This window comes from Streptomyces sp. NPDC015345, from assembly GCF_043078805.1.
Lineage (GTDB): Bacteria > Actinomycetota > Actinomycetes > Streptomycetales > Streptomycetaceae > Streptomyces.
On sequence record NZ_JBIBTX010000003.1, the window covers coordinates 402,036 to 415,371 of the forward strand.

Genomic DNA, 13,336 nt, shown 5'->3' on the forward strand with positions numbered 1-13,336 from the left:
GGGCCGTCCGGCCTCCTGACGATGAGCCGGCGTACGCCGGTCAGCCGGCGTTCGTCTCGATCACCCCGATGCGCTCCGCGGGCGTCTTGCCGAGCAGCGCCTTGTTCATGGCACCGGCCACGTCCGTGGGCTGGACCGGCGTCTTCTCGCCGTTGCCGCGCTGGATCAGGATGCCGTCGAAGACGTTGCCGTACAGCTTCTTGAGTTCTTCGAGGTCGAAGTGCGGCTGGAGGGTGCCGCTGTCGGTGGGCCTCGCCTCAAGGATCTTCGGCAGGGACTTCGCCGGGCCGAACGGGATCGACCGGCCGCCCGCCTTGATCGTGACGTTGGCGGACATCGCCGGCTTCGCGAACCGGGTCATGAACTTGTCGACCTCCGCCTTGGAGACCGTCGGCTTGCGGGTGGTGACCGGGACCTGGACGGCGCCCGCGCTGCCCGTCTCGACCTGCTTCTGGTACGCCTGCGCGACCGCGGTCGTCGAGGCGTCGGCGTCGATGCCCTTGCCGACCTTGCCGTAGACGGGGACGGCCTTGCCGGGCACGAACTTGACCGTGCCGTCCTGCGCCGAGCCCGAGCCGCCCGCGGCGCGCTCCAGGGCGGCCGCCAGCTTCTCCTCGTCGACGGGCACGACCGGGTCGACGACGCGCTGGTTGCCGAAGAGCGAACCGATCACGGAGACGGGGTTGTAGTCGCTGCCCGCCGCCACGCGGACGGTGGCCTGGCTGTCCACGGTCAGGCCGGCCTGGTCGGGCTTGAGCGTGACCGTTTCGCCGTCCACCGACAGCTTCAGGGGCTTGGTGACGCGCGCGCCGATGGCGTCGTCGAGCTTCTTGACGGCCTCGTCACGGGTGCCGCCGCCGATGTCGACGCCGAGCACCGTGGTGCCCTTCGGCACGTCCGCGTGGTTCATCAACAGACCCGCGCCGTACGCCCCGCAGGCCACGACGACCACGGCGACCGCGAGGAGGACCAGCTTGTTGCGGCCCTTCTTCTTCTTTGCGGGCGCGGCGGCCGGCACGTCGGAGCGCACCGGCTCCGGCAGCTTCGGCGGCGTGTGCGACATCGCCCCGTCACCCTGCGGCCCCGCCGGGAAGGGCGAGTTGTCCTGCGTGGGCGGTACGACGGGGATGCCGCTGGTCAGCGTGTCCCCGGAGACGTTGGTGCCGGGCGTCGGGGCGCCGGGGCCGCCGGGCAGGGAACCGGGACCGCCCGCGGGCGGGCGCTGGCCGCCGGAAGGCGGCGAGACGGGTCCGGCCTTCTGCGGCGTCAGGATCGCGGTGTCGTCGCTCATGGCACCCGAACGCGGCGGACGCGCCGCGGGGCCGCCGGAGCCGCCGCCGGGGCCCGAGGGGCGGGCGCCGGGCGGGGCCAGCGGGCTGTCGCCCGTCACGGGGCCGCCGGTCGGGCCCGCGGGCCCCCTGAAGTCCTGTGCGCCCTGTGCGTCCTGAGAGCCGCTGGAACCGGCGCCTGAGCCCTGGGAGAAGTACGGCAGGTCGCCGCCCTGCGGTGTCCCCGAGCCGAGCGGGCCCGACGCCACGGCGCCGGACACGTCGAAGGAGCCCGATCCGGAGCCGCCGGGGCCGTTCTGGCCGCCGGAACCGGCCGCGGGCGAGCCGCCCGACGCGCCGCTCTCGCCCCGCGCGGGCTTGCGCGGCGCGAACCAGTCGCTGGTCTTCTCCTCGGAACCGGAACCGGAACCGGAACCGGAGCCTGAGCCGCCGGAACCGCCCGCGCCGCCGTCACCGGAGGCCGGCCCGGCCCCGGAACCGCCGCCGTCACCGGAACCCTGGGAGCCGGCGCCCGCGTGGGACGCGGCCGGGGCCCCGCCCCTGCCCGCCGCGCCCGCGTCCGCCGCGCCGGGAGCCCCCGGCGCGCCATCACGGCGGCTTTCGCCATCCGCACGGTCCCCGCCCGGGGCGTCGCCCCGGGAGCCGCCCTCGTCACCGACGGGCGTACGCATGACGACCGGTGGGATGGGCCGCGAACCGGGGATGTTGATCCGGATGCGCGTGGTCAGCGTGGTCTGGGTCTCGGGTTCGCCGGGCCGCCCGCCGTCCGCGCCGCCGTCCGCGGCAGCGCCCTGCGCCGGGGAGCCGTACGGCGGCGTCCCCGAGGGGTATGCGGCTCCACCGCGCCCCTGGGGCCCGGAGGACGAACTGTCAGTTTCACGACTCAAGGCAGGTTCTCCTGGTTGACTCCGCCGCCCGTCTCGACCTCATCCGGGGTCCCCCCGGCCGGAGGTTGGGGGAGGCTCGGCGGCCGCACCACCATACTGGCCGCCGTCGGCGCTCATCCTGTGACCGGCGTCAAACCCGTGCGGGACACGGGCTGAAGTGGTACGTCACTTGCCAAGTCGGGCGCCGGACACGCCCGGTTGCGGCCGCTGCCCGAGGGTGGCGCACATCACAGCCACCGCCATGCCGCCGAGCAGGAAGCCGTACGAGCCGAGGCCCGCACCGAAGAGGAAGTCCCCCTCGGGTCTGGTGGCGGTCAGCAGCATCACCGCGACCAGCCAGCCGGCGGCGGCCGCGACGGCCCCCGCCTTGGTGCCGACCGCCCGCGCGCCGCCATAGAAGGCGCCGGCGGCGCCGAGCAGGGCGAGCAGCAACCCGGCGGGGAAGAAGCCGCCTTGGACGAGGGCGCCCGCGGCGCCGACGACGGCGCCGAGCACGAACAGTCCGGCGTACGCGGCGAGTCGCCCCGCCCTCAGCGGCTGGGCGAGGAAGCTCCCGGCGGGCGCCGGGGCGGGCGTCGTGGCGGAGCCCGAGGCGCCCGGAGTCTCCGAGGCCCCGGAACCGGCCCCCGACGACGCACGAGATCGCGTACTCACAGCGCGGTCACCTCAGCCACATCCGTCACCCTTTCGAGCCCGGCGAAGAGATCGGTCTCGCGGATCGTGTCTTCTGCGGACGCTTCTCCCCGAACCAACTCGTAGTACTCCACCTCGAAGAGTGGCTGTGCCAGTTCGTTGGAGAGGACGAAGAGCGGCTCGCTCACCGTGATCTGCGTGGCGTGGGCGCGCATCGCCGCCGCCTTGGCCGCCTTGAAGGGGCCGCCGTCGATCTCCGTCGTGATCCGCTCGTCGTCCGTGACGCCGGGGACGTCCGCTACGGCGGCGGGGGCCGTGAACGGCGAGTGCCGCAACTGCCCCTCCAGCCGCCGGAACCGCTCCTCGGCCACGGACCGCGGGACGCGGTTCCAGTAGATCTTGGCGATCGTGTGCGGCTCCCCGAGGTCGCGGCGGAAGGCCGGTTCGGCCGCGAGGTCGGCGGCGCGCATGGCGACGCGGTGCGCCTGGATGTGGTCGGGGTGGCCGTAGCCCCCGTCGGGGTCGTACGTGATCAGGACCTGCGGCCGGACCTCGCGGATCACCTCGACGAGATGGGCGGCCGCCTCGTCGGGGTCGGCCGACCAGAAGGCGCCGGGGCGGTGGTTCTGCTCGGTGCCCATCATCCCGGAGTCGCGGTAGCGGCCGGGGCCGCCGAGGAAGCGGTGGTCGGTGACCCCCAGCTCCTTCATGGCTGCGGCCAGCTCGCCCACGCGCCAGGACCCCAGCGAGTCCTCACGGTCGGCGGCGAGGTGGGCGAGCCCGGGCGGGATGACCTCGCCCTCCTCGCCCAGCGTGCAGGTGACCAACGTGACATGGGCGCCCTCGGCCGCGTACTTGGCCATGGTCGCGCCATTGTTGATCGACTCGTCGTCGGGGTGCGCGTGCACGAGCAGCAGGCGCCGGGCGGGCGGTTCCGTCATGGGACCACCCTACGAGGAAGGTGAGGAGGGCGAGGGTCCAGGGAGAAGGGTCAGAACTTGATGTCGCCGATCATCCCCGCCACGTTCGTCGTCAGCTCGCTGATCGTCGGGGCGATGGACGAGCTCGCCAGGTAGAAGCCGAGCAGCGTACAGACGACAGCGTGCCCCGCTTTCAGCCCTGACTTCTTGACCAGCAAGAAGACGATGATCGCCAGCAGCACCACCGCCGAAATCGAGAGTGCCACGGCGGTCACCTCCAAGTCGTTGCCGTAACCCAGTGCGGACGCCAGCAGGTTCATACCCACCAAGCGCTACGGATCATAACTATCCGTGCGGACGCATGACTCGGAGCACGGCAGCACAGGGGGGCGCATGCGGCCTAGGCTCGGGGGATGACCACCGAGAACCCCGGCATCCGCAGGCCCGACGAGAGCCCGGCACCACGGCTCTCCTTCCCGCGGCAGAGCGCCCGCACGCAGCGGTTCACCCTGGGTGCGCCCCGTGCGTTCACGGTGGCGCCCGACGGCTCGCGGGTGGTGTTCCTGCGCTCGCCGTCCGAAACGGACCGGGCGCACCAGCTCTGGGTCCTGGACCTCGCGGACGGCTCCCGTGAGCGACTCTCGGCCGATCCGGGCGTGCTGCTCGGCGGCGCGCCCGAGCGGCTCTCCGCGCGGGAGCGGACGCGGCGCGAGCGCAGCCGGGAGGGCGGCGCGGGCATCGTGGGCTATGCGACGGACGCGGCGGTGGAGCTGGCGGCGTTCGCGCTGTCGGGCCGGCTCTTCACGGCGGAGCTGCGCGCGGGCACGGCGCGCGAACTGCCCGCGCGGGGACCGGTGATCGACCCGCGCCCCTCGCCGGACGGCCGGCATGTCGCGTACGTCGCCCAGGGCGCCCTGCGTGTGACGGGCGCCGACGGCGAGGGTGACCGGGCGCTGGCGGAGCCGGAATCCGGCCACACCGGAACCGTCACGTACGGTCTCGCGGAGCATGTCGCGGCCGAGTCGATGGCGCGGCACCGGGGCTTTTGGTGGTCGCCCGACTCCACGCGGCTGCTCGTCGCGCGGGTCGACGACAGCCCTGTCCTGCGGTGGTGGATCACGGACCCCGCGCACCCGGACCGCGAGCCCACGAAGGTCGCGTATCCCGCCGCGGGCACGGCCAACGCCGACGTACGCCTGTTCGTCCTCGGCCTGGACGGGTCGCGCACGGAGGTGGTGTGGGACCGCGTCCGCTTCCCCTATCTGGGCCGGGTGCACTGGTCGGCGGATGGTGCGCCGCTGCTGCTCGTGCAGTCCCGCGACCAGCGGAGCCAGTTGTACCTCGCGGTGAACCCCGGGGACGGATCCACCCGAATGGTGCATGCCGAGGAGGACGCCGACTGGCTGGAACTTTTCCCCGGAGTGCCCTCCTGGTCCCCCAGCGGCAAGCTGGTGCGGATCGTCGACGAGGGCGGCGCGCGGGTCCTGGCCTGGGGCGAACGGCCGCTGACGGGGGCGCAGTTGCATGTCCGCGCGGTGCTGGACGTGACGGAGGAGGACATCCTCGTCTCGGCGTCGGCGGGCGAGGCGGCGGCCTGCCCTGAGACCGGTGAGATCCACGTCTACCGCGTCAACGAACTGGGTGTGGAGCGCCTCTCGCGGGAACCCGGCGTGCACGCGGCGGTGCGGGCGGGCGGTGTCACCGTGCTCGTCTCGGCCACCCTGGAACGTCCCGGCGCGTCGGTCCAGGTGCTGCGCGACGGCAAGCGGGTCGCCACCGTCGCCTCACACGCCCAGCGCCCGGGGCTCACGCCGCGCGTGACGCTGACCGAAGGGGGCACGCGGCGGATTCCGTGCGCCGTCCTGCTCCCCACGGATTACAAGGCGGCGGACGGGCCGCTTCCGGTACTGCTCGATCCGTACGGCGGGCCGCACGGGCAGCGGGTCCAGCGGGCGCAGAACGTCTTCCTCACCTCGCAGTGGTTCGCCGATCAGGGCTTCGCGGTGGTCGTCGCGGACGGCCGCGGCACCCCGGGCCGCTCCCCCGCCTGGGAGAAGTCGATCAAGAACGACCTCACGCTGACCCTCGACGACCAGGTCGAGGCCCTGCACGCCCTCGCGGCGACCGGGGCGTACCCCCTGGACCTGGAGCGCGTCGCGATCCGGGGCTGGTCCTACGGCGGCTACCTCGCCGCGATGGCCGCGCTGCGCCGCCCCGACGTCTTCCACGCGGCGGTGGTCGGCGCGCCCGTGACGGATCTGCGGCTGTACGACACGCACTACGAGGAGCGGTACCTGGGCGACCCGACCCGGACCCCGCAGACGTACCGCCACAACTCCCTGGTCTGGGACGACGGCCTGGTGGAGGCGGCCGCCGGGCCGCACCGTCCGATGCTGATCGTGCACGGCCTCGCGGACGACAACGTGGTGGTGGCGCACTCGCTGCGGCTCTCCTCGGCGCTGCTCGCCGAGGGCCGCCCGCACGAGGTCCTGCCGCTGTCCGGCGTGACGCACATGATGCCGCAGGAGCAGGTCGCGGAGAATCTGCTGCTGCACCAGGCGGACTTCCTGAAGCGGTCGCTGGGCCTCGCGTAGCGCCCCGGCTACGGCACGACCTGCTTCTCCTCGGCGAAGTGGCAGGCCGAGTCGTGCGCGGCGGGCCCTTGCGTGTACCGGAACTCGGCGGGCACCGCGAGCGCCGGCACCTCCAGGGCGCACCGCTCCCGCGCCTTCCAGCAGCGGGTGCGGAAGCGGCAGCCCGAGGGCGGGTTGGCGGGCGAGGGCACGTCGCCGGTGAGGATGATCCGCTCCCGGTGCTCGCGCGCCTCGGGGTCGGGGACCGGCACGGCGGAGAGCAGCGCCTGCGTGTAGGGGTGCGTCGGGTGTTCGTAGATCTCCGCGTCCGTGCCGGTCTCCACGATCCGGCCGAGGTACATCACCCCGACCCGGTCGGAGATGTGCCGCACGATCGACAGGTCGTGGGCGATGAAAAGGTAGCTGAGGTCGAACTCGGTCTGGAGCTGGTCCAGGAGATTGATGACCTGGGCCTGGACGGAGACGTCGAGCGCGGAGACCGGCTCGTCGGCGACGATGACCTCGGGCCTGAGCGCGAGGCCGCGCGCGATGCCGATGCGCTGGCGCTGGCCGCCGGAGAACTGGTGCGGATAGCGGTTGACGTACTCGGGGTTGAGCCCCACCACGTCGAGGAGTTCCCGCACCTTCTGCCGCCGCGAGCCCTTCGGCGCGACCTCGGGATGGATCTCGTAGGGCTCCCCGATGATGTCGCCGACGGTCATCCGGGGGTTCAGTGAGGTGTACGGGTCCTGGAAGACCATCTGGATGTTGCGGCGGACCGCCTTCAGGGCCCGGCCCGAGAGCCGTGTGATGTCCTCGCCCTTGTAGCGGATCTCGCCGGCCGTCGGCCGCTCCAGGTTGACCAGCATCTTGGCGACCGTCGACTTGCCGCAGCCCGACTCCCCCACGATGCCGAGCGTCTCGCCCTGGAAGAGGTCGAAGTCGACGCCGTCCACGGCCTTGACGGCGCCGACCTGCTTGCGGACGACGATGCCCTGGGTCAGCGGGTAGTGCTTGACCAGGCCGCGCACCTGGAGGATCGGTTCGCGCCCGGTCTCACCGTGTGGCATCGAGCGTCTCCTTCCAGAAGTGGCAGGCGCTCCTGCGTTCCGCGACGAGGCCCTCGTACGTCACCCGGGCCAGCGGCGGTTCCTCGGTGACGCAGACGTCCTGGGCCAGGGGGCAGCGGGGGTGGAAGGCGCAGCCGGGCGGGATGTTCATGAGGTTGGGCGGCAGGCCCTTGATCGCGTAGAGGTCCTGGCCCTTCTGGTCCAGGCGCGGGATGGAGGCGAGCAGGCCGCGCGTGTACGGGTGGGCGGGCGCCCGGTAGATCTCGTGGACGGGGGCCCTCTCGACGATCCGGCCCGCGTACATGACGGCGATCGTGTCGGCGACGTCGGCGACGACCCCGAGGTCGTGGGTGATGAGGATCAGGCCCATGTGCAGCTCGCGCTGGAGCTCCGCGAGGAGGTCCATCACCTGTGCCTGGACGGTGACATCGAGGGCGGTGGTCGGCTCGTCGGCGATGATGAGGGAGGGCTCAAGGGCCATCGCCATGGCGATCATGATGCGCTGGCGCATGCCGCCGCTGAACTGGTGCGGGTACTGGCCGACGCGTTCGCGGGCGGCCGGGATGCGCACCCGGTCCATCAGTTCGATGGCCTTGGCCCTGGCGTCCTTCTTGGACATGCCCCGGTGGACGACGTACATCTCGGCGAGCTGATCGCCGACGCTCAGCACCGGGTTCAGGGACGACAGGGCGTCCTGGAAGATCATCGCCATGCCCGCGCCGCGGACCTCGCGCCGCTCGCCCTCCTTGAGCTTCAGCAGGTCGCGGCCCTGGAAGAGGATCTCGCCCGCGGTGATCCTGCCCGGCGGTGTGTCGAGGATGCCCATGACGGCCTGGGCGGTCACGGACTTGCCCGAGCCTGACTCGCCGAGCACGGCCAGCGTCTCGCCCGCGCTGACGGCGTAGTCGACGCCGTTGACGGCCTGGGCGATGCCGTCCCTGGTCCGGAACTCGACGTGCAGGTCGCGTACTTCGAGGAGCGTCGTGGACGCTTCGGGAGACGCCTCGGAAGCGGTTGCCATGGGCGCTTACCTCAGCTTCGGGTCGAGGGCGTCGCGCACGGCGTCGCCGAGCATGATGAACGCGAGCACGGTGACGGCCAGCGCACCGGCCGGCCAGAGCAGCATGTGCGGGGCGTTGCGGATGTAGAGGGAGGCGGCCGAGATGTCGATGCCCCAGCTCACCGTCGGCGGCTTCAGTCCGACGCCGAGGTAGGAGAGCGTGGCTTCGAGCGCGATGAACGTACCGAGCGCGATGGTCGCGACGACGATCACGGGGGCGACGGCGTTCGGCGTGATGTGGCGCAGGAGCAGCCGGGTGTTGGAGGCGCCGAGCGCCCGCGCCGCCTGGACGTAGTCGTTCTGCTTGGCGGTGATGACCGAGCCGCGCGCGATGCGGGAGATCTGCGGCCAGCCGAGCAGCACCATGAAGCCGACCACGGGCCAGACGGTGGAGCTGGTCACCACGGACAGCAGCACGAGGCCGCCGAGGACGACGGGGATGGCGAAGAAGACGTCGGTGATCCGCGAGAGGACCGCGTCCCCCACACCGCCGAAGAACCCGGCGAGCCCGCCGAGGACGCTGCCGAGGAGCGCGACGCCGAGCGTGGCGCAGACGCCGACGGTGACGGAGACCCGGGTGCCGTGGACGACCCGGGTGTAGACGTCGCAGCCCTGTTCGTTGAAGCCGAAGGGGTGACCGGGGGCGGAACCTTTCTGCGCGTTGGCGAGGTCGCAGGCCAGCGGGTTTCCGGTGGCGATGAGCGAGGGCCACAGGGAGATGACGAGGAGGAAGACGATGATCAGGCCCGAGACGAGGAAGACCGGGTTGCGCCGCAGGTCCCGCCAGGCGTCCGACCACAGGCTGCGGGCGGGTGCCGCGGGACCGCTGCCATCGGGGCCGCCGGGGCCGCCGGGCGTCGCCGCCAGCGAGGTCGCCTCGCTGGCGGCGAGGTCCATGGCGCCGCCCGCGCCGGTGGCCGCGATCGCGCGCTCCGGCTGATGGGGTTCAGGCATAGCGGATCCTCGGGTCGAGTACGGCGTACAGGAGGTCGACGATGAGGTTGGCCAGCAGGAAGACCAGGACGAGTACGGTCACGAAGCCGACGACGGTCTGGGTGCTCTGGCGCAGGATGCCCTGGTAGAGCTGGAAGCCGACGCCGTGGATGTTGAAGATCCGCTCGGTGACGATCGCGCCGCCCATCAGCGCGCCCACGTCCGTGCCGATGAAGGTGACGACGGGGATGAGGGAGTTGCGCAGCAGGTGCCGGGTGATGACGCGGCGCCGGGGCAGTCCCTTGGCGACGGCGGTGCGCACGTAGTCGGCGCGCCGGTTCTCCGCGATGGAGGTGCGGGTCAGGCGGGTCACGTACGCGAGGGAGACCGAGGCGAGGACGAGCCCCGGGATCAGCAGTTGGTCGACGGGCGCCTCGCTGGACACGGACGGCTTGATGACGCCCCATCGGACGCCGAGCAGCAGCTGGAGCACGAGTCCGGTGACGAACGTCGGGACGGAGATCACCACGAGCGTGAGCAGCAGTACGGCGGTGTCGATGGGCCGCCCGCGCCGCAGCCCGGTGAGGACGCCGAGCGAGATGCCGATGACGATCTCGAAGACGACGGCGACGAGGGTCAGCCGGATGGTGACGGGGAAGGCGGCCGCCATCAGCTCGGTGACCTGCTGGCCGTTGAAGGCGGTGCCGAAGTCGCCGACGAAGACGTTGCCCATGTAGGTCAGGTACTGCTGCCCCACCGGCTCATCCAGGCCGAACTCCTGCTTCAGCCGCGTGGCCGTGGCGGCGTCGCAGGCGCGGTCCCCGCACAGGCCCGCGACGGGGTCGCCCATCACGTGCACCATCAAGAAGATCAGCAGGGTGGCGCCGAAGAAGACCGGGATCATCTGGAGCAGACGCCGGATCACATAACGTCCCATGGCCGCCTCCGGCTTCTCAGTCCACCGTGATCTGCTCGTACACCGGCACGCTGAACTGGTTCAGCGCGACGTCGGAGATCCGGTCCGAGTGGCCCGCGCTGCCGTTCTGGTACCAGAGCGGGATGGCCGGCATCTTCTCGGCGAGGATCTTCTCGGCCTTCTGGAACGTGGCGACGGCCTTGGCGGTGTCCGTCTCTCCGTTGGCCTCGTTGACGAGCCTGTCGAACTCCTTGTCGGAGAACTTGCCGTCGTTGGACGAGGCGTCCGTGAAGTAGTTCGGCTCCAGGAAGTTCTGGATCAGCGGATAGTCCATCTGCCAGCCCGCGCGCCAGGGCCCGTCGAGCCGCTGCTCGGACGCCTGGCTGCGGAAGTCGGCGAAGGTGCCGACGGGGTTGCCGACGCAGGCCTTGTCCTTCTGGAGCGCCTTGTTGATGGAGTTGCAGACGGCGTCGACCCACTCCTTGTGCGATCCGGTGTCCGCGTTGTACGTGATCCTCAGCCGGCCGCCGGGGATGCCGCCGCCCTCCTCGACCAGCCGCCTGGCGCGCGCGGCGTCGTACGCGCAGGCGTCGCCGCAGAGCCCGGGTTCGTAGCCGCCGTCCTTGCCGAGCACCGGCGAGGTCCAGTCGGTGGCGGGCGTCCGCGTCTTCTGGAAGATCGTCTCGGTGATCTGCTCGCGGTTGATCGCCATGGACAGTCCCCGGCGGACCTTCTCCCGGCCCGGCTTGTTCCACTCCTCGTCGTAGAAGGGGAAGGCGAGGGTCTGGATGATGCCGGCGGGGGTGTTGATGTACCGGTCGCCGAGGTCGCTCTCGGCGTTCCTGAGCTGCGCCGCGGGCACGTCGTCGACGAGGTCGAGGTTGCCCGCCATGAGGTTGGTGTAGGCGGTGTTGTTGTCGGTGTAGACCTGCATGTCCACCCCGTCGTTGCGCGCCTTGTCCTCGCCCGGGTACGCGTCCCACTTGCGCAGGGACATCTGTGAGCCCTTGGTGTACGCGTCGACGGTGTACGGGCCGTTGCCGACGGGTTTGGCGAGCCAGGCGTCGTGGTCGTCGTAGAACGCCTTGGGCAGCGGCGCGAAGGTGGGGTAGCCGAGGGTGTCGGGCCAGGTGGAGAACTTCTGGGAGAGCTTGACGGTGAAGGTGGTGTCGTCGACGACCTTCAGCCCGGAGAGGGTCTCGGCGCTCGGGTCGCCCTGCTCGGGGTGGACCTTGTCGTATCCGTCGATATAGCCGAAGAAGTACGCGTTCTTCTGGTTGTTCCGGGCGTTCGCGCCGTAGTTCCAGGCGTCCACGAAGGACTTGGCGGTGATCTTCTCGCCGTTGCTGAACGTCCAGCCCCTCTTGATCTTGACGGTGAAGTTCCGCGCGTCCTTCGTCGCGATCGACTCGGCGACCATGTTCTTGGCCTCGCCGGTCTTCGGGTCGTACCGCTTGAGGCCCCGGAAGATCATGTCGAGGATCTTGCCGCCCTGGACCTCGTTGGTGTTCGCGGGTTCCAGCGGATTCTGCGGGTCGCCCCAGGAGGAGGTCACGACCCCGGGGCCGCCGCCGCTTCCGCCGCCGCCACAGGCGGCCGCCGCGACGACGACGGCCACCGCGCATGCGGCCCACCTGGCGTGCGTGGCTCCACGCATGGAGATCTCCTGTTCCGGGATATGTATCGCCCAATATCACCGCAAGCAGGATGAACCGCATATTTACCCCACCCGTACGTGTCCGAGCCCATCCGGATGTACGCATTCCGAGACGGCGGCGCCCGCATATCGGACTCATTGCCGTGCTTGCCCCGTATCGCGCCACCTTGTCCATCACGCTTGATTACGCCAAGGCAATGCCATGGCCTTGATTGAGCAAAGACATGGTCAAGGATCCCAAGAGCCCATCAAGTCGGACCAACATTCATTGACCGCGTGGGAAACGCCTTGCGAAAGTCGCGCCTAGCCCGTAGGTGCCTGGTTGTCCTGCGGAATCCTGATGACCCCTCCGGGCCTGGAGCGCCATGACCTCGCCAACTCCCGCCGCTGCCGCCACGCTTGAAGTGACGGGCAAGACCGACGGCAACCCCTCCTCGCCCAAGAAGCAGGGCAGCGAGGGCCGTTCGCCGGGGCGGCTCGCCTGGACTCGGTTCAAGAGGGACAAGTCGGGTGTGACCGCCGCGTGCGTCGTGCTCTTCTTCTTCGTCATCTCGCTGTGCGCACCACTGATTTCGAAGCTCTACGGCAAGGATCCGTACACCACGTACGGCGTGAACGACCCCAGCCTGTTCAACGAGTTCAGCTATCCGATCAAGCCAAACGGCGGCATCGACAGCGAGTTCTGGTTCGGCATCGAGCCGCAGCTCGGCCGGGACGTGCTGACCTTCCTGCTGTACGGCATGCGCAACTCGCTGCTGATCGCCGCGGCCACCACGATCCTGGTGACGCTCATCGGCATCGCGGTCGGCGTCACGGCCGGCTATCTCGGCGGCAAGACCGACTACTTCATCGGCCGGGTCATCGACATCCTGCTGGCCTTCCCCTCGACGCTCTTCTTCATCGCCTTCTGGCCGGTGATGATCTCCGTTGTCGTGGCCCCGGAGGACAAGACACCGACCTGGCTCACGGTCACCAGCCTCATCGCGGTGATGACGGCCTTCGGCTGGGCCTCCATCGCCCGACTGCTGCGCGGTGAGGTACTGGCCCTGCGCGAGCGGGAGTTCGTGGAGGCGGCGAAGGTGACCGGGGCCTCGCCGGCCCGGATCATCTTCAAGGAACTGCTCCCCAACCTGTGGACGCCGATCCTGATCCAGGCCACGCTCGCCCTGCCGATGTTCGTCACCGCGGAGGCCGGACTCGCCTTCCTGGGCGTGGGACTTCAGGAGCCCACCCCCGACTGGGGCGTGATGATCCAGCGCGCCTCCGAGGTGTACGAGCAGGACATCACGTACATGGCCTTCCCCGGCATCGCGATGGTGATCTTCGTCGTCGCCTTCAACCTCCTCGGCGACTCGGTGCGCGACGCGCTGGACCCGAAGACCAAACGCTGACACTCCC

General features: G+C 70.7%; 11 protein-coding genes. 2 read left to right on the forward strand and 9 right to left on the reverse strand.

The genetic code is table 11. The annotated features are described in order from the left end of the window. Positions 1–40: 40 nt before the first annotated feature. The 4 genes from ACF062_RS14130 to ACF062_RS14145 form a co-directional block, all read right to left on the reverse strand. The gene (locus ACF062_RS14130; RefSeq protein ID WP_392138022.1) at positions 41–2,176 is read right to left on the reverse strand and encodes a hypothetical protein; all 2,136 of its coding nucleotides are present in this window, start codon (positions 2,174–2,176) and stop codon (positions 41–43) included. A 165-nt stretch (positions 2,177–2,341) separates the two neighbouring features. Then, entirely contained in the window at positions 2,342–2,710 is a 369-nt protein-coding gene (locus tag ACF062_RS14135; protein ID WP_392138858.1) for a DUF6113 family protein, read from the reverse strand. A gap of 116 nt (positions 2,711–2,826) precedes the next feature. Beyond that, positions 2,827–3,750 carry an N-acetyl-1-D-myo-inositol-2-amino-2-deoxy-alpha-D-glucopyranoside deacetylase gene (gene mshB, locus ACF062_RS14140; protein ID WP_392138024.1) on the reverse strand — a complete coding sequence of 308 codons (924 nt, stop codon included), beginning with the start codon at positions 3,748–3,750 and terminating at the stop codon, positions 2,827–2,829. 50 nt (positions 3,751–3,800) lie between these two features. Then, entirely contained in the window at positions 3,801–3,995 is a 195-nt protein-coding gene (locus ACF062_RS14145; RefSeq protein WP_127909498.1) for a hypothetical protein, read from the reverse strand. Between the two features lie 147 nt (positions 3,996–4,142). On the opposite strand from ACF062_RS14145, the gene ACF062_RS14150 reads away from it, so the two are divergent. After that, on the forward strand, positions 4,143–6,323 hold the full coding sequence (locus ACF062_RS14150; RefSeq protein ID WP_392138026.1) for a prolyl oligopeptidase family serine peptidase: 2,181 nt from the start codon (positions 4,143–4,145) through the stop codon (positions 6,321–6,323). Positions 6,324–6,331: 8 nt separating this feature from the next. Here the strand turns inward: ACF062_RS14150 and ACF062_RS14155 are convergent, their stop codons facing one another. Genes ACF062_RS14155 through ACF062_RS14175 form a run of 5 tightly spaced genes read right to left on the reverse strand, consistent with a single transcriptional unit; the run spans position 6,332 to position 11,938 of the window. Next, positions 6,332–7,372, reverse strand: coding sequence for an ABC transporter ATP-binding protein (locus tag ACF062_RS14155; protein ID WP_392138028.1), 1,041 nt, complete (start codon positions 7,370–7,372; stop codon positions 6,332–6,334). Next, a complete protein-coding gene (locus ACF062_RS14160) occupies positions 7,359–8,393 on the reverse strand; it encodes an ABC transporter ATP-binding protein (protein ID WP_392138030.1) in 1,035 nt (344 codons plus the stop codon). The genes ACF062_RS14155 and ACF062_RS14160 overlap by 14 nt, the downstream gene beginning before the upstream one ends. Before the next feature lie 6 nt (positions 8,394–8,399). Then, entirely contained in the window at positions 8,400–9,386 is a 987-nt protein-coding gene (locus ACF062_RS14165) for an ABC transporter permease (RefSeq protein WP_392138032.1), read from the reverse strand. Then, positions 9,379–10,302, reverse strand: coding sequence for an ABC transporter permease (locus ACF062_RS14170; protein WP_392138034.1), 924 nt, complete (start codon positions 10,300–10,302; stop codon positions 9,379–9,381). The genes ACF062_RS14165 and ACF062_RS14170 overlap by 8 nt, the downstream gene beginning before the upstream one ends. A gap of 16 nt (positions 10,303–10,318) precedes the next feature. Beyond that, positions 10,319–11,938 (reverse strand): ABC transporter substrate-binding protein, encoded by a 1,620-nt coding sequence (locus ACF062_RS14175; RefSeq protein WP_392138036.1) that lies wholly within the window; start codon positions 11,936–11,938, stop codon positions 10,319–10,321. A gap of 365 nt (positions 11,939–12,303) precedes the next feature. On the opposite strand from ACF062_RS14175, the gene ACF062_RS14180 reads away from it, so the two are divergent. Next, positions 12,304–13,329 carry an ABC transporter permease gene (locus ACF062_RS14180; RefSeq protein ID WP_392138037.1) on the forward strand — a complete coding sequence of 342 codons (1,026 nt, stop codon included), beginning with the start codon at positions 12,304–12,306 and terminating at the stop codon, positions 13,327–13,329. The last annotated feature ends 7 nt before the right edge of the window (positions 13,330–13,336 follow it).